The following is a 22,076-nucleotide window of genomic DNA, read 5'->3' on the forward strand; positions in this document are numbered from 1 at the left end:
AGCCACCACCAATCCTTGCGATGACGCTATCTACTTGATAGCGAGCGCGGTGCCGCGGCTGGCGTGGCGCCAGGCCCGGCGCAGCACCATGGGCGAGCGCGATTCTTCCGGAATCAGCAGCAGGCCGCGGCCGCGCATCCAGCCGCCCAGCTCCACATGGCTGGTCAGCACGGCCAGCGGCACGGCCAGCAGCAGCGGCAGGGCCACCGGCGCCAGCCAGACCAGGGCGCCCAGCTGGATCGATGCCACGGCGCCGGCCAGCAGGCCGATGACGATGGTCATGGGCGACAGGCGCAGCGCCGCTTCGCGCCAGGACAGGACGGCGGCTTCGCGCGGGGGCGACTTCCATTCCAGCTTGAGGCCGGTCAGCGCCACCAGCACGAACAGCGAATGCGCCAGCATGCGGATGGGCGCCAGCAGCAGGGCCAGCACGGTTTCCAGCACGGCGCTGCGCAGCAGGCCGGCGCCGCCGCCGAACTGCGCCTGCTTGCCCTGGAGGAAGACCGCCGCCAGGCCCAGGATGCGCGGCATGAACAGCATGCACAGGGTCCAGGTCCACAGGCCGCGCAGTTCGGACGGCACGGCATGCCAGTCGGGCACGATGGCCGCGCCCGACATCCACAGGGCGGTGCCGAAGGTCATGAAGGCCAGCCACAGCGGCGCCGACAGATAGGACATGGCGCCGATGGCGAACATCGCCCTGTGCACGCGGTGGATGCCGGGTTCGGCGATCAGGCGCGAGTTCTGCAGGTTGCCCTGGCACCAGCGGCGGTCGCGCTGCAACTCGCTGAGCAGGTCGGGCGGCTGCTGCTCGTAGCTGCCGGTCAGGTCCGAAACCAGCCAGACGTGGTAGCCGGCGCGGCGCATCAGGGCGGCCTCGACGAAGTCGTGCGACAGGATGCCGCCGGCCATGCCGCCTGCGCCCGGGATGGGCGCCAGCGCGCAGTGCTGCATGAAGGGCGCGACGCGGATGATGGCGTTGTGGCCCCAGTAGTGCGACTCGCCCAGCTGCCAGAACTGCATGCCCAGCGTGAACAGGCGCCCCGTCACGCGCGAGGCGAACTGCTGCGCGCGCGCATGCAGCGTGGCGTGGCCGATGGCCTGGGTGGCGGTCTGGATGATGCCGGCCTGCGGGTGGGCTTCCATCAGCTTGACCAGGGTGGTGATGCAGTCGCCGCTCATCACGCTGTCGGCGTCCAGCACCACCATGTAGCGGTAGTCCTTGCCCCAGCGGCGGCAGAAGTCGGCAACGTTGCCGGCCTTGCGGTGCGTGCGGCGGCTGCGCAGGCGGTAGTAGACCTCGATCTGCGGCTGCTCCGGGTGCGCGGCCAGGGCCTGGCGCAGGCCCGCCCAGGCGGCGCGCTCGGCGGCGATGGTGGCGGGCTCGCTGCTGTCGGACAGCACGAAGACGTCGAAGCCGCTGGCGTGGCCGGTGGCGGCCACCGACTCGCAGGTGGCGCGCAGGCCGGCGAACACCGTGGCCACGTCCTCGTGGCAGATCGGCATGATGATGGCGGTGCGCGCATCGGGATTCATCGGGTGGTGGGCCACCTCGCGCGCCGACAGCGCATGGCCGTCACCGCGCAGGCTGACCCAGAAGCCCATGAGGGCGGTGACGAAGCCGGTCACGACCCAGACCGAGAGCACGGCGAACAGCGTGGCCTGGCCGATCTGCAGCCAGCTGTTGTCGTAGTCGGGCTGGGCATTGACGAACAGCGCGGTCGCCACCGCGGTGCTGGCCAGGGTCAGCAGCAGGAAGACGAAGCGGCGCCTGGCGGCGGCTCTTTCCCAGGCCTGGCGCCGGCTGGGCGCGGCGGGCGCGCTGGCGCCTTGCCACAGCAAGGCCGTGGCCATGCTGTTCCAGAAGCCGCGCCAGGGGCGCGGCGCCATCGAGCCGCGATGCAGCGGCGGCGCCGTCATCGCATTCGGATGGCGCTCTCCGCGCAGGCTGCTGCGCGGGCTCACTCGGGAAGAAGAATGCTGGACCATGTTTCGCTCACGCTGTGGTTGTCTTGTTGCAGGAAGGCGCGCAGCTCGACCGGCCGAGCCGGGTCGATGCGCTGCACGCGAAAGCTCATGCGCCAGCCATGGGTGGCGGGATTGGGATAGGCAAGTTGTTCGACAACCCGGCCGTTGCCGTCGGCGCTGACCATGGCGCGCACCGGCGTGCCGGGGGGCAGGGCGTCCAGCGCCGGGCCGGCGACATCGAGCACGTACTGGACCTGGCCGCTGCGGTTGTCGCCCGGCTGCACGAAGCCGTGGCCGCGGCGCGACTGCAGCACGCTGGCGCCCGGCGCGCGTTGCTGGGCGTCGCCCTGCCAGGCGATCTCCCAGGCCAGCTCCAGCGGCTCGCCGGCGGCCGGCAGGCTGCGCGGCACCCAGTAGGCGACCACGTTGTCGTGCGTCTCGTCGGGCGCCGGCAACTGCAGCAGCTCGACCCGACCCGGACCCCAGTCGCCCAGCGGCTTGACCCAGGCGCTGGGCCGGCGTTCGTAGCGCGCCTCCACGTCCTCGTAGCTGGCGAAGGCGCGGTCGCGCTGCATCAGGCCGAAGCCGGCCAGGCGCTCCAGCGCGAAGGAGCTGGCGATGGGCCGCGCCGGGTTCTGCAGCGGCCGCCAGATCCATTCGCCGTTGCCGCTGGCCACCAGCAGGCCGTCGGAGTCGTGCACTTCGGGGCGGAAGTCACCGGGCCGCGGCTGGTTCTCGCCGAAGAAGAACATGCTGGTCAGCGGCGCCACGCCCAGGGTGGCGATGGGTTTGTCGCTGGCGCGCAGGAACAGGCGCATGCGCACCTGCACTGTGGTCTGCGCGCCGGGCGTGATGTCGAAGCGGTAGGCGCCGGCTGCGCGTGGCGAGTCCAGCAGCGCGTAGACCGTCAGCTGCCTGGCGTCGGCGGCCGGGCGCTCCAGCCAGAAATCCGTGAAGCGTGGGAATTCTTCCGGCCCGCCGCCGGCGCTGTCGATGGCCAGGCCGCGGGCCGACAGGCCGTACTGCTGGCCGGCGCCCAGGGCGCGGAAATAGCTCGCGCCCTGGAACACCACCAGTTCGTCCTTGTACTGCGGGCTGTTCAAGGCGGTGTGGACGCGCAGGCCGGCAAAGTCCAGGTCGCCCCAGGGCGTGGCCGCCAGGGCGTTCTTGCCGAAATCGAAGTCCTCGCGTGCGTAGGCCAGCTTGCGCGCGCCGTCGGGCGTGATCTCGTGGATGCGCACGGCCTGGGCTTGCAGCTTGCCGCGGTGGAAGAACATGGCCTCGTACGGCAACCTGGCGTCGCGCCAGAGCGCGCGCTCTGGCCGGAAGCGGATGTCACGCAGGCCGTCGTAGTCCATGCGCGCCAGGTCCGCCGGCAGCGCCGGCGTGCTGTCGCTCCAGGCCGACTGGGCGCGGTTGCGGGCCAGCGCGCTGAGTTCCTCGAAGCCGAATGCGGCGGCGTTGGCACTGAGGCCGGCCAGCGCCAGCAGCAAAGCGGAGAGGGTGTGCAAGGGTTTCACGCTGATCCCAGGGCAAACCCTGTGCCAGACTGTAAAAACCTTTTGAAATCAACGACTTGGCGCTGAAATCTGTGTATCCAATTGCTGCAATGCAGCGAATGGTCTGCAGAACCCCTGTTTTTGTCGTCAGCGGGCGACGCCTCGGCCGGCGGTCTTGAAAAAGTCTTTGAAAATCAACGACTTATGCGCGTCGCCAAAAAGCGACGGGCCTCAGGCGGCTGGATCCTGAAACTGGCCCGGCGTCAGGCTGTGCTTTTGCAGCAGGCGGTAGAACTCGGTGCGGTTGCGGTCGGCCAGGCGGGCGGCATCGGCCACGTTGCCGTCGGTCAGCTTGAGCAGGCCGACCAGGTAATCGCGCTCGAAGCGCTGTTTGGCCTCGGCGTAGTTGAGCACCTGGACCGAGGGCACACGCAAGGCGCGCTGCACCAGGGCCAGCGGGATCAGCGGCGTGGTCGACAGGGCGCAGACCTGCTCGACGACGTTGAACAGCTGGCGCACATTGCCCGGCCAGGCCGCGGTGGCCAGGGCCTTCATCGCTTCCGGCGCGAAGCCCGACAGGCGCCGGCCGTACTTGCCGGCCAGCTTGTGCAGGAAATGGTTGGCCAGCAGCGGGATGTCTTCGCGCCGCTCGGCCAGTGCCGGCAGCGACAGCGAGACCACGTTCAGGCGGTAGTACAGGTCTTCGCGGAACTGGCCGGCCGCCATCGCCGCGTCCAGGTCGCGGTGGGTGGCCGAGATGATGCGCACGTCCACCGTGTGGGACTGCGACGAGCCCACCGGCCGCACGGCCTTGTCCTGCAGCACGCGCAGCAGCTTGACCTGCAGGGCCGGCGGCATGTCGCCGATCTCGTCGAGCAGCAGGGTGCCGCCGTCGGCCGCCTGGAACAGGCCCTTGCGGTTGGCCACGGCATCGGTGAAGGCGCCCTTGATGTGGCCGAACAGCTCCGACTCCAGCAGCGCTTCCGGGATTGCGGCGCAGTTGATGGCGATGAAGGGGCTGCCGGCGCGCGGGCTGGCCTGGTGGATGGCGCGCGCCAGCATTTCCTTGCCGGTGCCGCTGTCGCCGCGCAGCAGCACGCTGGCGTCGGACTGCGCCACCATGTAGGCCTCGGCCAGCACGTCGGCCATGCGGCTGGAGCGGCTGATGATGTCGCCGCGCCAGCCCTGGTCCGCCTGCGAGGCGGCTGGCTCGGGCGCGCCCAGGGCCAGGGCCTGGGCGATCTTGTCCAGCAACTCCTTGCCGTCGTAGGGTTTGGTCAGGTAGGTGAAGACGCCGCGTGCCGTCGCCTCGACGGCGTCGGGGATGGTGCCGTGCGCAGTGAGCAGGATGACAGGCAGGGCTGGATGGCGCACGCGGATGGCGTCGAACAGGGCCAGGCCATCGCGCCCGGGCAGGCGCACGTCGCTGAGCACCAGGTGCGGCCGCTCGATGTCCAGCTGCGCCAGCGCGGCCTCGGCCGAGCTTACGGCCGTCACGCGGTAGCCCGCGGCCGACAGCCGCAGCGACAGCAGGCGCAGCATGTCGGCGTCGTCGTCGACGACCAGCAGGCGCTGTTGCGCGAGAGTGGCTGCGCTGCCGCTCATGGCCGGGGCGCGCTGGCCGCCGGGCGCGAAGGCAGGCTGCGCTCGATGGCGCGCACGGCTTCCAGGCGGTCGTTGAGGGCGTCGATGCGGCGCTGGCTGTCGCGCAGCTGCTGGGCTTGGCGTTCGGCCTGCTCCTCCAGCCGGCGCGCCTCCAGCTGCTGGCCGATCTGGCTGGCCAGCAGGCGGGCCAGCGACTGCAGCTCCTGCGCCGAGCTGCCGTTCTGGGCCAGCACGCGCTGCACCAGGGCCTGGGCACGCGCCAGGTTGGGCGGGCTGCGGGTCTGCGCCAGCGCCAGCGCCAGTTCCAGCGAGGCCAGCGGCGCATCGGCCGGCTCGCCCCGGCGGCTGATCTCCAGCGCCAGCTCGGTGGGCCCGAGCACGCGCACGCGGTCGGCATAGGCCAGCAGCTCGCTGGCGCCGCTGGCCGGCGGCGGCACGGCTTCAGCCGTGGGCGCAACGACTGCGCTGGGCGGTGGCGCTGGGACCGGCACGGGCGCGGCGCAGGCCGCCAGCAGCAATGCGGCGGCCAGGGTGGAGTGCAGGCGGAAAACCGCGCGGAGCGTGCGGCCGGTGTCAGGAGGCATGGGGCAGTTCTATCTGGAAATGGGCGCCGGCGCCATCGGACAGCAGCGTCACCCGGCCGCCATGGGCCGTGACGTATTCCTGCACGATGGACAGGCCGATGCCGGTGCCGCGGGCGGCGTCGGCGGGCTGGCGCTCGCCGCGGTAAAAAGGCTCGAACACCAGGTCGCGGTCGGCTTGCGCCACGCCCGGGCCCTGGTCGCTGATGTCAATGCGCACGCCCTCGGGCGGCGCCGACAACTGCACGCTGATGGTGCCGTGCGGCGGCGAGAAGCGGATGGCATTGGACAACAGGTTGCCCAGTGCCGTCTGCAATTTTTGCGCGTCGACAGGCAGCATCACGGCCGGGCCCTCGACTTTCACCGTGAGCTGGCGTGCCTGCCATTGCAGGCGCTGGTCGCGCACCTGCTCGCGCAGCAGCTCCAGCAGGTCGGTGGGACGCCGGCGCAGCTGGCGCGCCTCGAAGGCGGCGGCGTTGAAGCGCAGCAAGGCCTCGATCTGGGCCTGCAGCGACAAGGTGTTCTGGTGCAGGATCTGCGTGACCTCGCGCTGGCTGGGCGTGAGTTCGCCGGTGATGCCGTCTTGCAGCAGGGCCACGCCTTCGCGCAGCGCGGCCAGCGGCGTCTTGAGTTCGTGCGAGACGTGGCGCAGGAAGCGCGCCTTGTCGGCTTCCAGTTCGGTCAGGCGCAGGCGCAGCCATTCGAGTTGCTGGCTGATGCGGCGCACGTCGGATGGGCCGCGGATGTTGATCGGCTCCTGCAGCCTGTCCTCGCCCAGGGCCACGATGGCGTGCTCCAGGCGCTTGAAGCGGCTGGACAGCCACAGGCCCAGGCCGACGGCCAGCATGCTGGCCAGGGCGATGGCGCCCATCACCTGCTGCGTCAGGCGTGTGCGGCTGGCGTCGAGCCGTTCACGCAAGGCGCGGTTGCGCTCCTCGATCAGGCCCTGGATGTCGGCTGCGATGCGGCTGTTGAGCGCATCGAGCTCGCGGAACTCGGCGGCGACGGCGCGCTCGCGGTCCAGCGCCGTTTCCGCCGGCCCCGTCAGCTGGCCCTTGACCGTGTCCAGCTGGCTTTGCCACTGCGGCGTCTTGTCGGCGCGCAGGCCGCCGGCCTGCATCTGCTGCAAGGCGGCGCCGGCCGCCCTGGATTCGTCCTCGAAGCGGCGCCGCAGCATGGAGTCGTTCAGGATCAGGGACTGGCGAGCGGCGCGCTCCATGCCGGCGGTGCGCGCGATCAGCGACTGCGCCGCGCCATTGAGTTCCAGTGCGCGGCGGGCTTCCTCGCTGCTTTGCGCCATCAGGCGGTCCAGGATGACGACGGCGCGCAGGGCCGTGCCGCCCAGCAGGGCGCCGATCAGCATGAAGGCCACCAGCAGCAGCTGGCGAAACGACCCCATCGCCAGCATCACCCGCGCGTCAGCCAGCCAGGGCGTGATCGACCTGCAGCACCTCGCCGCGCAGCGAGCGCTGGCCGGCCTCGGTGATGCGCACGTCGACCATCTGCCCCACCAGCCGCGGCTGGGCCGGCAGCAGCACCAGCCGGTTGCATTCGGTGCGGCCTGTGAACAGGCTGGGGTCCTTGTGCGCAGGGCCTTCCACCAGCACCCGCTGCACCGTACCCTGGCGGCTGGCGCTGATGGCCCGCACGCTGGCGTCCAGCGTCGCCTGCAGCCGCTGCAGGCGCGCCAGCTTCACTTCATGCGGCGTGTCGTCGTGCAGGTTGGCTGCCGGCGTACCCGGCCGCGGGCTGAAAATGAAGCTGAACGAGGTGTCGTAGCCGACATCGTCGACCAGCTTCATCAGCTTGCCGAAGTCCTCGTCGGTCTCGCCCGGGAAGCCAACGATGAAGTCGCTGGACAGGGCCAGCTGCGGCCGGATGGCGCGCAGCTTGCGCACCGTGCTCTTGTATTCCATGGCGGTGTAGCCGCGCTTCATGGCCATCAGGATGCGGTCGCTGCCGTGCTGCACCGGCAGGTGCAGGTGGCTGACCAGCTTGGGCACCTTGGCATAGGTGTCGATCAGCCGCTGGGTGAATTCGTTGGGGTGGCTGGTGGTGTAGCGGATGCGCTCGATGCCAGGGATCTCGGCGACGTACTCGATCAGCAGGGCGAAGTCGGCGATGTCGGCCGTCCCGCCCATCGTGCCGCGGTAGGCATTGACGTTCTGGCCCAGCAGCGTCACTTCACGCACGCCCTGGTCGGCCAGGCCGGCGACCTCGGTCAGCACGTCCTCGAAGGGCCGCGAGACCTCCTCGCCGCGCGTATAGGGAACGACGCAGTAGCTGCAGTACTTGCTGCAGCCTTCCATGATGCTGACGTAAGCGCTGGCGCCGTCGACCCGCGCCGGCGGGAGGTGGTCGAACTTCTCGATCTCGGGAAAGCTGATGTCCACCTGCGGCCGCTCCTGGCGCGCGCGCTGCTCCAGCAGCTGTGGCAGGCGGTGCAGGGTCTGCGGGCCGAACACCACGTCCACATAGGGCGCTCGCTCGATGATGGCCGCGCCCTCCTGGCTGGCGACGCAGCCGCCCACACCGATCAGTACGCCCTTGGCCTTGAGATGCTTGACCCGGCCCAGGTCGGAGAACACTTTTTCCTGTGCCTTCTCGCGCACCGAGCAGGTGTTGAAGAGGATGAGGTCGGCCTCGTCCACGTTCTGGGTGGGCTCGTAGCCCTGCGCGGCGTGCATCACGTCGGCCATCTTGTCCGAGTCGTACTCGTTCATCTGGCAGCCGAAGGTCTTGATGAAAACTTTTTTGGTCATGGCGCTGGCCTCACTTGCGCGCGCCGAAGATCGCGGCCAGCAGCTCGGCGAAGCGCAAGAAGCCCTCGGCCCCGCTGCCAGCGCCGCCGAGCTTGGTGAATTCCGCCTCGGTCAGGATCCAGACCTCGTGCACCAGGCCGGCAGCGTCGCGCCGGTAGACTACGGGCACGGTCTTGCCGGCCAGGGCTCCGGTCAGCACGAGCATGTTGTTGAGGTCGCGGATGCGGACGCCGGGCGAAAGCCGGTCGGCCTTGCCGTCCAGCGCGATCTCCGGCGGGTAACCCACCGCCATGCGGGCGGGCTTCACGTCCTTGGGCGCTTCGCGCACCATTCCCTGGGCGGCAGCGCCGGTGGGCAATGCGGTGACGGCCAGGCAGGCCAGGGAGAGGGACAGGGCCAGGCCGGCCCGGAGTCTGTTGCAGCGGTTCATGGTGTCTGTCCAGAGGCTGTCGAAGGAAAAAGGCACTGCGCGAACAGTGCCTCGGGGATGGGCCGCAGTTTACCAAAGCGGGCCTTCTTATACTGCCGCCTTCGTCCCAGCGCTGGCTGGCATCACCCACAGGAGTTTTCATGGCATTTCAACCTTTGCGCGGCCTGGGCCTGGCGCTCGCGCTCAGTCTGGCGGCCGGCACGGCACTGGCGCAGCAGCGCGTCATCCGCATCGTCGTTCCCTACGGCCCCGGCGCGGTGCAGGACACCATCGCCCGCACCTTCAACAACGAGCTGGGCGTGCTGCTGGGTGCGTCGGTGATCATCGAGAACCGCGCCGGCGCCGGCGGTACCATCGGCACGGCCCAGGTCGCCAAGGCCGCGCCCGACGGCAACACCCTGGTGCTGGCCGCAGCCAGCCACACCCTGGCCGGCCACATGTACAGCAAGCTGCCCTACGACCCGATCAAGGACTTCGTGGGTGTGAGCTACCTGGGCAATTCGGGCTACGTGATTGCCGCGCCGGGCAATCTGGAGGGCGTGAACAGCCTGGCCGACTACCTCAAGCTGCTCAAGGCCAAGCCGGGCCAGTTCAATTACGCCTCGGCCGGCAACGGCAGCGCCACCCACCTGGGCATGGCCTCCTTCCTGGCCAAGGCAGGCGCGCAGATGCAGCACATCCCGATGAAGTCCACCGGCGACGCTGTCAACGAGGCCCTGGCAGGCCGGGTGCAGGGCGTGGTGCCGGCGGTGATCGGCGTTGTGGCCTTCAAGCAGGACGCGCGCCTGAAGCTGCTGGCCTACACCGGCACCAGCCGCTCGCGCTTCCTGCCCGAGTTGCCCACCGTGGCCGAAGCCGGCCTGCCGGGCTACAAGTTCGATTCCTGGTTCGGCCTGCTGGCCCCGGCCGCCATGCCCAAGGCCGAGGTCGACAAGCTCAACGCCGCGGTGCAAAAGGTGATGGCCGACCCGGCTGTGCAGCAGCGCTTTGCCAACCTGGGCGTGGAAATGGGCGCCATGGCCCCGGACGACTTCAACAAGCTGTTGCGCGCCGACTGGGAAACGTCTGGCGCCATCGTCAAGGCCTCGGGCGCCAAGATCGACTGAGGCCGCAAGAAAAAAGCCCCGGGCCGGACGGCACGGGGCTTTCAGGGGATCTGGTGGCGCTTCACGGATTCGAACCGCGGACCTGTGGATTATGATTCCATCGCTCTAACCGACTGAGCTAAAGCGCCGTTCCGGGCGCTTTTTCAGTTTGCGCCGGAGCCCGAGATTATAACGGATGCCGTCACTGGTTCCGGAACTGGGGCTTGCGCTTGTTGACGAAGGCGTCCATGCCTTCCTTCTGGTCGGCGGTGGCGAAGGTCGCGTGGAACATGCGCCGCTCGAACATGATGCCGTCCGACAAGCTGCTCTCGAAGGCCCGGTTGACCGATTCTTTGGCCGCCATCACCGCGATCTGCGAGAACTCGCAGATCAGCAGGGCCGCGCCCAGAGCTTCTTCCATCAGCTTGTCCAGCGGCACGACGCGGCTGACCAGGCCAGAGCGCTCGGCTTCGGCGGCGTCCATCATGCGGGCCGTCAGCGCCATGTCCATGGCCTTGGCCTTGCCGATCGCGCGCGGCAGGCGCTGGGTGCCGCCGGCGCCGGGGATGATGCCCAGCTTGATCTCGGGCTGACCGAATTTCGCGTTGTCGGCGGCGATGATGAAGTCGCACATCATGGCCAGCTCGCAGCCGCCGCCCAGGGCGAAGCCGCTGACGGCGGCGATCACCGGCTTGCGCACGCTGCGGATGGTTTCCCAGTTGCGGGTGATGTAGTCGCCCTTGTAGACGTCGGCGAAGCCGTAGCTGGCCATGGCGCCGATGTCGGCGCCGGCGGCAAAGGCTTTCTCGCTGCCGGTGACGATGATGCAGCCGATGGCCTCGTCGGCGTCGAAGGCCTTCACGGCCGCGCCCAGTTCGTCCATCAGCTGGTTGTTCAGCGCGTTGAGTTGCTTGGGGCGGTTGAGCGTCACCACGCCGACCTTGCCGCCCTCGGTGCGCACCTCGATGCATTCGTAAGCCATGTCGTTCTCCTCGGTTGGATCGGAGGACTATACCCAAGGGAAAACATTCACCAACCGATCGGTCGGTCAATGCTAGAGTGCCGCCAGGAGACCAGGTATGACCGAACCGACCGTGCTGTATTCGACCGAGGGCGCCGTGGCGCTGATCACGCTGAACCGGCCGCAGGCGCTCAATAGCTTCACCCGGCAGATGCACCATGAACTGTGGGCTGCGCTGGACAGGGCCGAGGCCGACAAGGCGGTGCGCGCCATCGTCCTGACCGGTGCCGGCCGCGGCTTTTGTGCCGGCGCCGACCTGGGCGAATTCGACTTCGCGCCCGGCCCCAACCTGGTCCAACGGGCCGACCCCGGTCCGGTCATCGACCAGGCTTTCAATCCCACGGTGCGCAAGCTGATGGCGCTGCGCGTGCCGACGGTGGCTGCCGTCAACGGCGTGGCGGCCGGCGCCGGTGCCTCGCTGGCCATGACCTGCGACCTCGCCGTCGCTGCACCCAACGCCAGCTTCATCCAGGCCTTCAGCAGGATCGGCCTGGTGCCCGATGCCGGCGGCACCTGGTTCCTGGTCCAGAAGCTGGGGCTGGCGCGGGCCATGGGCGCTGCGCTGCTGGGCGACAAGCTCAGCGCCAAGGAAGCGAAAGAGTGGGGAATGATCTGGGACGTTGCGCCCGAAGGCCAGGACTGCGTGGCAGCGGCCATGCAACTGGCCCAGCGCCTGGCCGTGCTGCCGACCCAGGCCCTGGTGGCCACCCGCAAGCTGCTGCGTGATGCTGCCTCGCGCAGCCTGGACGAGCAGCTTGACGCCGAGCGCGACACGCAGTCGCAACTGGGCAAGACCCATGACTACATCGAAGGCGTGATGGCCTTCCTCGAGAAGCGCCCGGCGCAGTTCAAGGGAGAGTGACCATGTCCCCGACCGAAATGGCGCGGCGTGTCGGCGAAACCATGTGGGCCGGCGACACGGCCAGCAAGGACACCATGGGCATGGAGCTCCTGGCCTGCGAGCCGGGCCGCGCCGTGCTGCGCATGCAGGTGCGCGAGCTGCACCTGAACGGCCACCGCATCTGCCACGGCGGCTTCATCTTCACCCTGGCCGATTCCACCTTTGCCTTTGCCTGCAACAGCCATAACAAGGTGACGGTGGCCGCCGGCTGCAGCATCGAATTCCTCAGGCCCGGCCAGTTGGGCGACGTGCTCACCTGCGAGGGGGTGGAGCAGGTGCTGCAGGGCCGTCACGGCATCTACGACATGCGGGTGAGCAACCAGCGCGGCGAGGTCGTGGCCATGTTCCGCGGCAAGAGCGCATCCATCTCTGGCACTGTGATCCCGGAGGTGACATGACGGGCTTTCCCCTCGAGCCCATCGAGAAGGCCAGCGTCGACGAGCTGCGCGGCCTGCAGTTCAAACGCCTGCGCCAGACCTTGCAGCACGCCTGGGCCAACTCACCGGTGTACCGGGCCAAGTTCGACGCCGCCGGCGTGCATCCCGATGACTGCCGCAGCCTGGCTGATCTGGCAAAGTTCCCCTTCACCACCAAGAAGGACCTGCGCGACAGCTACCCCTACGGCATGTTCGCCGTGCCGCGCGCGCAGTGCGCGCGCATCCATGCCTCCAGCGGAACGACGGGCAAGCCCACCGTGGTCGGCTACACCAGGAACGACATCGCCACCTGGTCCCATGTGATGGCGCGCAGCATCCGCGCTTCGGGCGCGCGGCCGGGCGATCTGGTGCATGTGAGCTACGGCTACGGCCTGTTCACCGGCGGCCTGGGCGCGCACTATGGCGCCGAGCATCTGGGCCTGACGGTCGTGCCCTTCGGCGGCGGCCAGACCGAGCGCCAGGTGCAGCTGATTGCCGACTTCCGGCCCGACATCATCATGGTCACGCCCAGCTACATGCTGGCCATCGCCGACGAGTTCGAGCGCCAGGGGCTGGACCCGGCCCGGTCCTCGCTGCGTCTGGGCATCTTCGGCGCGGAGCCCTGGACCAACGACATGCGCGCCGCCATCGAGCAGCGCATGGGGATCGATGCCGTGGACATCTACGGCCTGTCCGAGGTGATGGGGCCGGGCGTGGCCAACGAGTGCGTGGAAACCAAGGACGGCCCCACCCTCTGGGAGGACCACTTCTATCCCGAGATCATCGATCCCGAGACCGGTGCATTGTTGGCCGATGGCGAACTGGGCGAGCTGGTCCTGACCAGCTTGACCAAGGAAGCGCTGCCGGTCATCCGCTACCGCACGCGCGACCTGACGCGTCTGCTGCCAGGCACGGCGCGCACCATGCGCCGCATGGAAAAGATCACAGGCCGCAGCGACGACATGATGATCGTGCGCGGCGTCAATGTCTTCCCCACGCAGATCGAGGAGCTGATCTTGCAGCGTGCGGAGCTGGCGCCGCACTACCAATGCATCCTCAGCCGCGAAGGCCCGCTGGACTGCCTGACTGTGGCGGTGGAGGCGCGCCAGGGCATAGCGCACGACAGCCTGTCGGCGCGGGCGGCGGCCGACAGGCTGGCCCATGAGATCAAGACCTATGTGGGGACCTCGGCGCGCGTCGAGTTGCGCGCCGCCGGTGGCATCGAACGCAGTCTGGGCAAGGCCAGGCGGGTCCTGGATCAAAGGAAATGACTGCTAGCGCTGTTCGATGCTGTCGACGATCAGGTCGACCACTGCTTCCTCGCCCATGCTCACACGGATGCGCACCGGCAGGTATTGCAGGCTGGGCGCGAACCACATCTCTGCCGTGATGTTGCCGCGCGGGTTGGCGATGGGCCGGGGCTTGAGGCGAAAAGCCTCGATCTCGCCCAGCCGCGGCGTGCGCAGCATCTCGCGCTCGACGATGTCGTAGGTCCAAAGGTCGACGGCATTGGGCCGCGCCAGCCAGAGGTCCACGCTGCGCCCGACCTCCAGCCGCTCCTGGCCGGTGGCGAAGCGGTGGGCCAGCTCGACGAACTGGCTGGCCGTGTCCTGCATGCCACCGGGCCGCGGCGCCCTGCGGCCGTCGGCAAAAAAAATGCTGGCCTCGTCCATGCGCATGCCTCGGCTCTTGCCGCGTCGCACTTCCTCGTAGGCCAGCGGCAGCAGGCCGTCGGAACGCACCTCGCCCTGGCTGGTGATGAGCAGCCGCACCATCAAGGTCACATCGATGTCGATGCGGGCCTGGTAGCGGTTGCCGTCGCGCTGCCATTGCACCTTGGCGTCGCCATAGAGCTCGCCGCTGCGAAAGCGCCCGCCCAACTGGTAGTTCAGACGCGTGTCGGCCGGCCAGCTGTCGGCCGGGTCTGCCGTGGCAGTGACGGCGGCTGTGGCGGCTTCGGGCAGGGACTCGGCGGCTGCGGCTTCAGGCGGCTGCGGCGCGACCGGCTCCGGCGGCGGGGCGGCATCGGTGACGGCGGCAGTGGCGGTCGCCGCCGGACTGCTGATTGCTATCGATTCGGTAGCTGGTGAGGCCTGTTTCACGGGGGCTGCAGGCCTTTTTTTCTCTGACGCAGGCGGCGCAGGTGGGGTCTGCGGTTGCAGCAGCCGGGTGAACATGGGCTCGGCCTGTGATCGCAGCACGCTGGCCGCAGGCAGCTGGCGCGCCAGCCAGTCCAGCGCCAGGCCATGGGCCAGCAGCACGGCCAGGCCGATGGCCAGCAGCCGCAGGGCCAGGCCGGCCGGAGCGCTGCCGGCGTTCAGGCGGGCACGGCGAGCCATGGCTTGACCAGGCCGGCATCACGCAGAACGAGGCGCCAGGTGGTGGCTGTGGCCGGCAGTTGCAGGTCGAGGCGCAGGATGCGGCGGTCGCGTGCCACCAGGGCCGTCAGCTTGCGATGGCTGCCGGCGTAGAGCAACAGGTCGTCGAGCTTGGCCATGCGCCAGGCCGTGCCCGCAACCTCCACGCCCAGCCATTCGTCGTTGGCGGCGATGCCGGCCTGTTCGGCCGCGCCGCCGCGCAGCACGGTCTTGATCTGGATGCCGGCCGTCTCGCTCACGCGCAAGCCCAGGCGCTGCTGCAACTGGGCCGGGTCTTCCCGCACGTCGATACCGTGCTGGGGCAGCAATTCGGCCAGCGGCAGCTCGCGCGTGCCGTGGATCCAGGCGCTGATCTCGCGGCTGAAACTGCGTCCGCCCAGCTCCTTGAGAACGGCGGCGAAGTCGGCCTCGGTCATGGGGCCGGCCTTGCAGCGCAGCCACAGGGCGCGCATCACATCGTCGAGCGTGGTGCGGCCTTCGGCGCGCAGCGTCAGGTCGAAGCACAGCGCCACCAGCGCCCCCTTGGTGTAGTAGCTGACCGTGCCGTTGGCGGTGTTCTCGTCCTGCCGGTAGTACTTGACCCAGGCGTCGAAGCTGGCCTGGGCCACGGCCTGCACCTCGCGGCCCGGGGTCTGCAGCACCTGGTTGATGGTCTTGTTCAGCAGCTTGAGGTAGGCGGCATCGTCGATGATGCCGGCGCGGCGCAGCAGCAGGTCATCGTAGTAGCTGGTGAAGCCCTCGAAGAACCACAGCAGCTGGGTGTAGTTCTCGCGGCCGTAGTCGTAGCGGCTGAACTCGGCCGGCCGCAACTGCTTGACGTTCCAGGTGTGGAAGTATTCGTGACTGATCAGGCCCAGCAGCGTGGTGTAGCCCTCGCCCAGGCGCGCATCACCGAGCCGCGGCAGGTCCCGCCGCGAGGCGATCAGAGCGGTGGAGTTGCGGTGCTCCAGGCCGCCGTAGCCATCGTCCACCACGTTGAGCATGAACAGGTAGCTCTTGAAGTGCGGCTTTTTCCGGCCATGCCAGAAATGGATCTCGGCTTCGCAGATTTTCTGCGTGTCGGCCAGCAGGCGGGCGCTGTCAAAGGACTCGCTGGCGCCGGCCACCACGATGCGGTGCGGCACGCCGCCGGCCTTGAACTGCGCGCTCCAGAACGTGCCCAGTTCCACCGGGCAGTCCGCCAGCTCGTCGTAGTCGGCCGCGAGATAGGTGCCGAAGCCGCGCTTGCCGGCTTTGAGCGGTGCCAGGGCGGTGGCGGCTTCCCAGTGCGGGGCGGCCTTGTCGGCCACCAGCTCCAGCACATGGGGCATGGCCTCCTGGCCGTGCACCTTCAGGCACAGGCTGGTGCCGTTGAAAAAGCCGCGCTGGCTGTCCAGCCAGGCGGTGCGCACCGAGTTGTCGAAGGCATAGACCTCATAGATCAAGACCAGCGCCGTGCTGGGCACGCAGTCGATCTGCCAGCTGCACTTGTCCAGCTGCTGCAGGGCCACCGGCTTGCCGTCCTGGCGCGCCGAGAGTTTCTGCAGATTCTTGGAGAACTCGCGCACCAGGTAGCTGCCCGGGATCCACACCGGCAGCGAAACCCGCTGCTGCGCCGCCGGCTGCGCGATGGTCAGGGTGACGCGAAACAGGTGGGCATGCAGATCCGCGATCTCGACCCGGTAGTGCACTGCTGCGCCGCTCACTTGGCTTCGGCCAGCATTTTCTCGACCTGCGGCGCGCCGATGGCGCCGGGCACGCGCGAGCCGTCGGCGAAGATCAGCGTGGGCGTGCCGGTGATCTTGTGCTTCTTGCCGAACTCCAGGTTGCGGGCGACAGCGGCGGCGTCGCAGCTGCCGGCGGGAACGTTGGCGTCGCGCACCATCATGTCCTGCCAGGCCTTGCCCTTGTCCTTGGCGCACCAGACGTTGCGCGACTTGTCGTGTGAGTCGGGGCTGAGGATGGGGTAGAGGAACATGTAGACGGTGACGTTGTCGACCTTCTGCAGGTCGCGTTCGAAGCGCTTGCAGTAGCCGCAGTTGGGGTCCTCGAAGACCGCCAGCTTGCGCTTGCCGTTGCCGCGCACGATGGTGAAGGCGTCCTTGATCGGCAGGCTGTCGAAGTCCACCGCCAGCAGTTTTTCGGTGCGCTCCTCGGTCAGGTTGCGCCGCTGCTTGGTGTCGATCAGGCTGCCCTGGATGAGGAAGCTGCCCTCGGCGTCGGTGTAGAGGATGTCGGTGCCCACGCGCACCTCGAACAGGCCGGGCATGGGCGTCTTGCTGATCTCGTCGATCTTGCCCAGTTGCGGGATGCGTTCGCCCAGGTTCTTGCGGATGGTGGCTTCCTGCGCATGGGCTGCGAAGGCGGCCAGCAGGCCGGTGGCAAAAAGGGCCGCCAGCAGCCCGCGTTTGAAATCAATCATTTGTTGTCCAGGTCGTTCATCCACCGTGGCGTCAGAGCCGCCCTGCAGCCTGCCGCGCCACCCATTGCTTGAGCGGTCCGCTGCGCTCGAATCCCCGCATGCCCCAGTTGCGCAGCCAGCCCCAGGGACCGGCCTCTTGTGCGAACAGCTGCTGCAGGCCGTCGGTCGCCGCGCCCATGGCCAGCACCGACGCCTTGCGCGAGCGCTCATAGCGCCGCAGCAGTTTCACGTCGCCCACGCCGCGCCAGTACTCGCGTTCGTGCAGGACCCTGGCCAGCTCGCTGGCATCGGCCAGCCCCAGGTTCAGGCCCTGGCCGGCCAGGGGGTGGACCGTGTGGGCGGCGTCGCCGGCCAGCGCCCAGCCCGGCCCGCACCAGCGGTCGGCCCGCGCCAGCTGCAGCGGCCAGCAGGCCCGCTCGCTGGCCAGGGCCAGTTTGCCCAGGGCGCCATGGCTGGCCGCCTGCAGCCGGGCTTCAAATTCCGTCGCCGGCAGCGCGAGCAACTGCGCTGCACGTTCCTGGGGGACTGACCAGACCAGGGCCACGGAGTTCCCGTCGGCGGTCTCGGCCGGCCCGCCCAGCGGCAAAAATGCCAGGATGCCGCCCTCGCCGAACCACTGGCGGGCCACCTGGCCGTGCGGCTGCTCGCAGCTCACACGCGCCGCGATGGCGTGCTGCGGGTAGGGTGTGACGTCGTACTGCACGCCGAATTCGGCACGGGTCGCGCTGGCCCTGCCTTCGCAGACCACGGTCAGGGCCGCCGCCTGCGGTTGTTCCAGCAGTTGCACCAGGGGCTGGAAACGCAGCGCCTGGTCCAGCTGCGCCTGCAATGCAGCCACATCGACGATCCAGGCCAGGGCCTGTACGCCCTGCTGCTGCGCGTCGAAGCGGACCTCGCCGCCATCGTCGCCATGCACCTGCATGGCCTTGACCGGCGTGCAGTGGCGCTCGTCGGGCCAGGCCCGCAGGGCCTCCAGCAGCTGGCGCGAGGCGGCATTGAGCGCATAGGCGCGCACGTCGCTGGCCGCGCCGGTGGCGGCGGCAGCTTGGCCGGTCAGGCCGACGTTCAGGCGCTCACGCGCCAGCAAAAGGGCCAGCGTGCGGCCGACCACGCCGGCGCCGCGAAGACAGACATCGAGAGGAGGCGCCATGCCTGGGATTGTAGGAGGCGGGGCACAATCGCGGCTGCCCATCCCACCAGCCCCTTGCCCATGAGCTCCACTCCTGCCGATGTCACCGCCCGGATCGCCCGGTTGTTCGTCTATCCCATCAAGTCCTGTGCCGGCATCGAGCTGGCCGAGGCCGTGCTGACCGAAACCGGCCTGGACCTGGACCGGGCCTGGATGGTGGTGGATGAAGAGGGCGAGTTCGTCAGCCAGCGCGAACTGCCGCGCATGGCCCTGGTGCGGCCCCAGCTCAAAACCCAGGAGGTGGTGCTGCGGGCCCCGGGCATGCTGGCCTTGCACCTGGCCATCGACACCGTCGAGGAGCCGGTGCGGGTGCGCGTCTGGAACGACGAAGTGCCGGCCTACGACATGGGCGCCATCGCCGCCCAGTGGTTCAGCGACTTCCTGGGCCGCAAGCTGCGCCTGGTGCGCTTCGACCCCGAGCACCGCCGCCTGTCGAGCCTGCAGTGGACCGGCGGGGTGGAGGCGCCCAACCAGTTCAGCGACGGCTATCCGGTGCTGGTGACCAGCGAGGCCTCGCTGCCGGGGCTGAATGAGAGGCTGGCGGCCGTCGGCCACGCCGCGGTGGGCATGGAGCGCTTCCGGCCCAACATTGTGCTGGCCGGCATCGATGCCCACGACGAGGACCGGCTCGATGAACTGCAGGTCGCGGCCGGCGATGCGCCGGTGCGGTTCAAGCTGGTCAAGCCCTGTGCGCGCTGCCCCATTCCCAACATCGACCCGGCCACCGCCGAGAGCCGCAGTGCCGTCGGCGATGCGCTGCAGGCCTACCGGCGCGACGACCGCCTCGGCGGCGCCGTGACCTTCGGCATGAATGCCATCGTGCTCGAAGGCGATGGCCAGGTCTTGCGCGTTGGCCAGCAGCTGACGGCGAACTGGCGCTTCGAGTAGGGGCCCTAGCTGCTGGCCAGGCCCGCCGAAGCTTCGGGCAGCAGGCTGTCCTCGTCGCCCTCGTGGGCGGGATCGTCGTCCAGCGGCGCTGGCTGGGTGACTTCCGGTTCCAGGAAGCGGATCGGCCGGCGCGTGCGTGCCGACATGCCGTCCAGCAGCACGCCCAGCGAGTCGGCCAGTGCGGGGGCGTCCATGGTGCGCTCGCGCAGCACCACGGCGGCGATGTGGAACTGCAGGGTGACGTCGGGCTTGAGGCCCTTGAGCGGCATCAGGCCGGCGGCGATCAGGCGGGCCGCGCTTTGCGTGACCTCGGTGCGTGCCGTCACCCCTTCCAGGATCAGGCCGAAGCGGGCCTCGGCGACGCGGCTGACGGTGTCGACGTCGCGCAGCAGCCGGCGCAGCTTGATGACGCTGCGCAACAGGCTCTGTTCGGCCACGGCCGAGCCGTAGTGGGCCTTGATGCGCCCGTGGTTGACCAGGTCGATGAAGACCACGGCGGCGTCCTCGCGGTCGCGCCGGTAGCGCGCCACCACCTGGCGCAGCCGGTCGTGGAACAGGTGCGGCGCCAGCAGGCCGGTCAGCGCGTCCTGGCTGGACAGGGCCAGCTCGCGGATCTGCGTGCCGTGGCGCTCGCGCGCGCGGATGCTCAGGGCCACCAGCAGCAGCGGCACCTCCAGCGCCGTCGCCACCACGATCGCATAGAGGGTGCCGAAGGACGCGGGCAACCAGCCGAAGACGCGCGCCAGGGACAGCAGCACCGCGGTGGCCAGCGGCGCATAGGCCAGCAACACCCACAGGCCGACGCTGTCGCGGCGGCGCCAGGACAGCCAGGCCACCAGCACGTTGAGCGCCACCGCGCAGGCCATGTAGGCTGCCACCAGGCCCAGGGCCAGTGGCCGGGCCAGGAAGGGGTAGGCCAGGGCCAGCACGCCGCCCAGCGGCCCGGCCACCGCGGTGACCCGCGCCAGCACGCGGTGGCGCACCGCAATACCGGCCAGGCTACGTACGAACAGGACGGCGGCGCCGGTGGCCAGCAAGGCCAGGCTGCCTTGCAGTGCGTCGGCCCAGAAGCCCGAGCCGGTCCACAACAAGTGGGCCGCCACGCCGGTATAGGCCATCAAACCCAGCATGGTCGCCGCCGCATAGGCCGCATACCAGCCGTAGATGCGGTCCCGGTAGGCCCAGCTTTGCGCCGCGCAGCTGGCGATCAGCAGCACCAGCGCGCCAAAGGCCACGCCCAGCCCCAGGTATTCGACCTGCAGTTGCTGCGCATGGGCGGCTTCTGACTCCAGGCGCACCGGCACGCTGGTGGGGGTCTGGCTGCGCACCTGCAGGTAGACATCGTGCGACTGGCCCGGCTCCAGATCCAGGCGGAAGGATGGGTAGCGGCCCGGCTCGGGCCAGGCATCCACCGCCACCGTGTCGCCGGCGGTTTGCGAGCGCCACTGGCCGTCGGCGTCGCGCTGCCACAGGCGCACAAAGTCCAGCACCGGCGAGGGCAGGGTGATGAGCCAGCCCTGGCGGGTGTACGGTGCCAGCGCCAGCCGGTAGTGGATCCACAGGGCGCCGCGGTCGCCGAAGTCATGGATGGCGCTGGTTGAGCCCGGTTTCAGATGCAGGTCGCCGCCTGCCACCTGGTCGATGCCGGCGCTGCCGGTGGCATCGAGCCACAGGCTGCCCAGCTCCTCGCCGTCCAGTCTCGGCGGGCCATCGCCCAGTGTGATGGCGGGCAGCGCCGGGGCCGCCTGGGCGTGGGCGCCAGCCGGTGCGGCCAGCGTCAGCAGCAGTGCCAAAGGCCAGGCCCGCAGCCCGGCGGCAAGCCATCGCATACACTTCCCCGCCTGATTTTTGGAAACTGACATGAGCTTGAAGTGCGGGATTGTAGGTTTGCCCAATGTGGGGAAATCAACCTTGTTCAACGCGCTGACGAAAGCCAGCGTGCCGGCGGAGAACTACCCTTTCTGCACGATCGATCCCAGTGTGGGGGTGGTGGAGGTGCCCGATCCGCGGCTGGCGCAGCTGTCTGCGATCGTCCAGCCCGAGCGCATCGTACCGGCCATTGTCGAGTTCGTCGACATTGCCGGCCTGGTCGCTGGCGCCAGCAAGGGCGAGGGCCTGGGCAACCAGTTCCTGGCCCATATCCGCGAGACCGACGCCACCGTGAACGTGGTGCGCTGCTTCGACGATCCCAACGTGATCCACGTGGCTGGCAAGGTTGACCCCATCTCCGACATCGAGGTCATCCAGACCGAGCTGTGCCTGGCCGACCTGGGCACGGTGGAAAAGGCGCTGCACCGCCACTCCAAGACCGCGCGCTCGGGCGACAAGGAAGCGGCCAAGATCGTCGCCATCCTGGAGAAATGCCAGGCGGCGCTCAACCAGGGCACGCCGGTGCGCGCGATTGACTTCAGCAAGGAAGATCAACCCCTGGTCAAGCCGCTGTGCCTGATCACGGCCAAGCCGGCCATGTTCGTCGGCAACGTCGCCGAGGATGGCTTCGACAACAACCCCTACCTGGACAAGTTGCGCGAGTACGCCAAGAAGCAGGGGGCGCCGGTGGTGGCGATCTGCGCCAAGATGGAGGCCGAGATGGCCGACATGAGCGACGAGGACAAGCAGATGTTCCTGGCCGAGATCGGCCAGCAGGAGCCGGGCCTGAACCGGCTGATCCGCTCGGCCTTCACGCTGCTGGGCCTGCAGACTTATTTCACCGCGGGCGTCAAGGAAGTGCGTGCCTGGACCGTGGCCGTCGGCGCCACCGGGCCACAGGCCGCCGGCGTCATTCACACCGATTTCGAGCGTGGCTACATCCGTGCCCAGACCATCGCCTTCGACGACTTCATCGCCTTCAAGGGTGAGCAAGGCGCCAAGGATGCCGGCAAGATGCGCAGCGAAGGCAAGGACTACGTCGTCAAGGATGGCGACGTGATGAACTTCCTGTTCAACGTCTGA

Annotated in this window: 19 protein-coding genes and 1 tRNA gene; 6 read left to right on the forward strand and 14 right to left on the reverse strand. The window is 69.1% G+C overall.

Annotation, left to right across the window (positions count from 1 at the left end; translation table 11 throughout):
- Window positions 1-30: 30 nt before the first annotated feature.
- The 7 genes from mdoH to Q0632_RS09200 all read right to left on the reverse strand — a co-directional run bounded on the left by mdoH (window position 31) and on the right by Q0632_RS09200 (window position 8,845).
- Window positions 31-1,989 (reverse strand): glucans biosynthesis glucosyltransferase MdoH, encoded by a 1,959-nt coding sequence (mdoH, locus tag Q0632_RS09170; protein ID WP_298927716.1) that lies wholly within the window; start codon window positions 1,987-1,989, stop codon window positions 31-33.
- Complete coding sequence (locus Q0632_RS09175; protein WP_298927720.1) at window positions 1,962-3,479, reverse strand: glucan biosynthesis protein; 1,518 nt, start codon at window positions 3,477-3,479, stop codon at window positions 1,962-1,964. The genes mdoH and Q0632_RS09175 overlap by 28 nt, the downstream gene beginning before the upstream one ends.
- Before the next feature lie 219 nt (window positions 3,480-3,698).
- The gene (locus Q0632_RS09180; RefSeq protein ID WP_298927725.1) at window positions 3,699-5,072 is read right to left on the reverse strand and encodes a sigma 54-interacting transcriptional regulator; all 1,374 of its coding nucleotides are present in this window, start codon (window positions 5,070-5,072) and stop codon (window positions 3,699-3,701) included.
- On the reverse strand, window positions 5,069-5,656 hold the full coding sequence (locus Q0632_RS09185) for a hypothetical protein (RefSeq protein ID WP_298927729.1): 588 nt from the start codon (window positions 5,654-5,656) through the stop codon (window positions 5,069-5,071). Before Q0632_RS09185 ends, Q0632_RS09180 begins: the two co-directional genes overlap by 4 nt.
- Complete coding sequence (locus tag Q0632_RS09190; protein WP_298927733.1) at window positions 5,646-7,061, reverse strand: ATP-binding protein; 1,416 nt, start codon at window positions 7,059-7,061, stop codon at window positions 5,646-5,648. The genes Q0632_RS09185 and Q0632_RS09190 overlap by 11 nt, the downstream gene beginning before the upstream one ends.
- Window positions 7,062-7,071: 10 nt before the next feature.
- Window positions 7,072-8,415 (reverse strand): tRNA (N6-isopentenyl adenosine(37)-C2)-methylthiotransferase MiaB, encoded by a 1,344-nt coding sequence (gene miaB, locus Q0632_RS09195; RefSeq protein WP_298927735.1) that lies wholly within the window; start codon window positions 8,413-8,415, stop codon window positions 7,072-7,074.
- A 10-nt stretch (window positions 8,416-8,425) separates the two neighbouring features.
- The gene (locus Q0632_RS09200; RefSeq protein ID WP_298927738.1) at window positions 8,426-8,845 is read right to left on the reverse strand and encodes a hypothetical protein; all 420 of its coding nucleotides are present in this window, start codon (window positions 8,843-8,845) and stop codon (window positions 8,426-8,428) included.
- Window positions 8,846-8,985: 140 nt separating this feature from the next.
- On the opposite strand from Q0632_RS09200, the gene Q0632_RS09205 reads away from it, so the two are divergent.
- Entirely contained in the window at window positions 8,986-9,951 is a 966-nt protein-coding gene (locus Q0632_RS09205) for a tripartite tricarboxylate transporter substrate binding protein (protein WP_298927746.1), read from the forward strand.
- A 51-nt stretch (window positions 9,952-10,002) separates the two neighbouring features.
- Here the strand turns inward: Q0632_RS09205 and Q0632_RS09210 are convergent.
- Together Q0632_RS09210 and Q0632_RS09215 are read right to left on the reverse strand one after the other, a co-directional pair.
- A tRNA-Met gene (locus tag Q0632_RS09210) sits at window positions 10,003-10,079 on the reverse strand.
- Between the two features lie 53 nt (window positions 10,080-10,132).
- Entirely contained in the window at window positions 10,133-10,912 is a 780-nt protein-coding gene (locus tag Q0632_RS09215; RefSeq protein WP_298927750.1) for an enoyl-CoA hydratase, read from the reverse strand.
- A 97-nt stretch (window positions 10,913-11,009) separates the two neighbouring features.
- On the opposite strand from Q0632_RS09215, the gene Q0632_RS09220 reads away from it, so the two are divergent.
- From Q0632_RS09220 to paaK, 3 genes are read left to right on the forward strand one after another with little or no spacing between them, the layout of a single operon-like run.
- On the forward strand, window positions 11,010-11,813 hold the full coding sequence (locus Q0632_RS09220) for an enoyl-CoA hydratase-related protein (protein ID WP_298927755.1): 804 nt from the start codon (window positions 11,010-11,012) through the stop codon (window positions 11,811-11,813).
- Between the two features lie 2 nt (window positions 11,814-11,815).
- The gene (gene paaI / locus Q0632_RS09225) at window positions 11,816-12,250 is read left to right on the forward strand and encodes a hydroxyphenylacetyl-CoA thioesterase PaaI (protein ID WP_298927760.1); all 435 of its coding nucleotides are present in this window, start codon (window positions 11,816-11,818) and stop codon (window positions 12,248-12,250) included.
- Entirely contained in the window at window positions 12,247-13,539 is a 1,293-nt protein-coding gene (gene paaK / locus Q0632_RS09230; protein WP_298927765.1) for a phenylacetate--CoA ligase PaaK, read from the forward strand. Before paaI ends, paaK begins: the two co-directional genes overlap by 4 nt.
- A gap of 3 nt (window positions 13,540-13,542) precedes the next feature.
- Here paaK and Q0632_RS09235 read toward each other — a convergent pair whose 3' ends face one another.
- From Q0632_RS09235 to Q0632_RS09250, 4 genes are read right to left on the reverse strand one after another with little or no spacing between them, the layout of a single operon-like run.
- Window positions 13,543-14,607 (reverse strand): DUF3108 domain-containing protein, encoded by a 1,065-nt coding sequence (locus Q0632_RS09235; protein WP_298927770.1) that lies wholly within the window; start codon window positions 14,605-14,607, stop codon window positions 13,543-13,545.
- The gene (locus tag Q0632_RS09240) at window positions 14,586-16,331 is read right to left on the reverse strand and encodes a peptidase M61 (protein ID WP_298927774.1); all 1,746 of its coding nucleotides are present in this window, start codon (window positions 16,329-16,331) and stop codon (window positions 14,586-14,588) included. Before Q0632_RS09240 ends, Q0632_RS09235 begins: the two co-directional genes overlap by 22 nt.
- Window positions 16,328-17,047 carry a DsbC family protein gene (locus Q0632_RS09245; protein WP_298927778.1) on the reverse strand — a complete coding sequence of 240 codons (720 nt, stop codon included), beginning with the start codon at window positions 17,045-17,047 and terminating at the stop codon, window positions 16,328-16,330. Before Q0632_RS09245 ends, Q0632_RS09240 begins: the two co-directional genes overlap by 4 nt.
- Window positions 17,048-17,078: 31 nt before the next feature.
- Window positions 17,079-18,197, reverse strand: coding sequence for an FAD-dependent monooxygenase (locus tag Q0632_RS09250; RefSeq protein ID WP_298927783.1), 1,119 nt, complete (start codon window positions 18,195-18,197; stop codon window positions 17,079-17,081).
- Window positions 18,198-18,257: 60 nt separating this feature from the next.
- Here Q0632_RS09250 and Q0632_RS09255 point away from each other — a divergent pair, with 60 nt between their 5' ends.
- On the forward strand, window positions 18,258-19,124 hold the full coding sequence (locus Q0632_RS09255; RefSeq protein WP_298927789.1) for an MOSC N-terminal beta barrel domain-containing protein: 867 nt from the start codon (window positions 18,258-18,260) through the stop codon (window positions 19,122-19,124).
- A 5-nt stretch (window positions 19,125-19,129) separates the two neighbouring features.
- Here the strand turns inward: Q0632_RS09255 and Q0632_RS09260 are convergent, their stop codons facing one another.
- Window positions 19,130-20,953 carry a 7TM diverse intracellular signaling domain-containing protein gene (locus tag Q0632_RS09260; protein ID WP_298927793.1) on the reverse strand — a complete coding sequence of 608 codons (1,824 nt, stop codon included), beginning with the start codon at window positions 20,951-20,953 and terminating at the stop codon, window positions 19,130-19,132.
- Window positions 20,954-20,984: 31 nt separating this feature from the next.
- Between Q0632_RS09260 and ychF the strand changes: the two genes are divergently transcribed.
- Entirely contained in the window at window positions 20,985-22,076 is a 1,092-nt protein-coding gene (ychF, locus tag Q0632_RS09265) for a redox-regulated ATPase YchF (RefSeq protein ID WP_298927798.1), read from the forward strand.

This window comes from uncultured Ramlibacter sp. (assembly GCF_936925435.1).
GTDB lineage: Bacteria > Pseudomonadota > Gammaproteobacteria > Burkholderiales > Burkholderiaceae_C > Ramlibacter.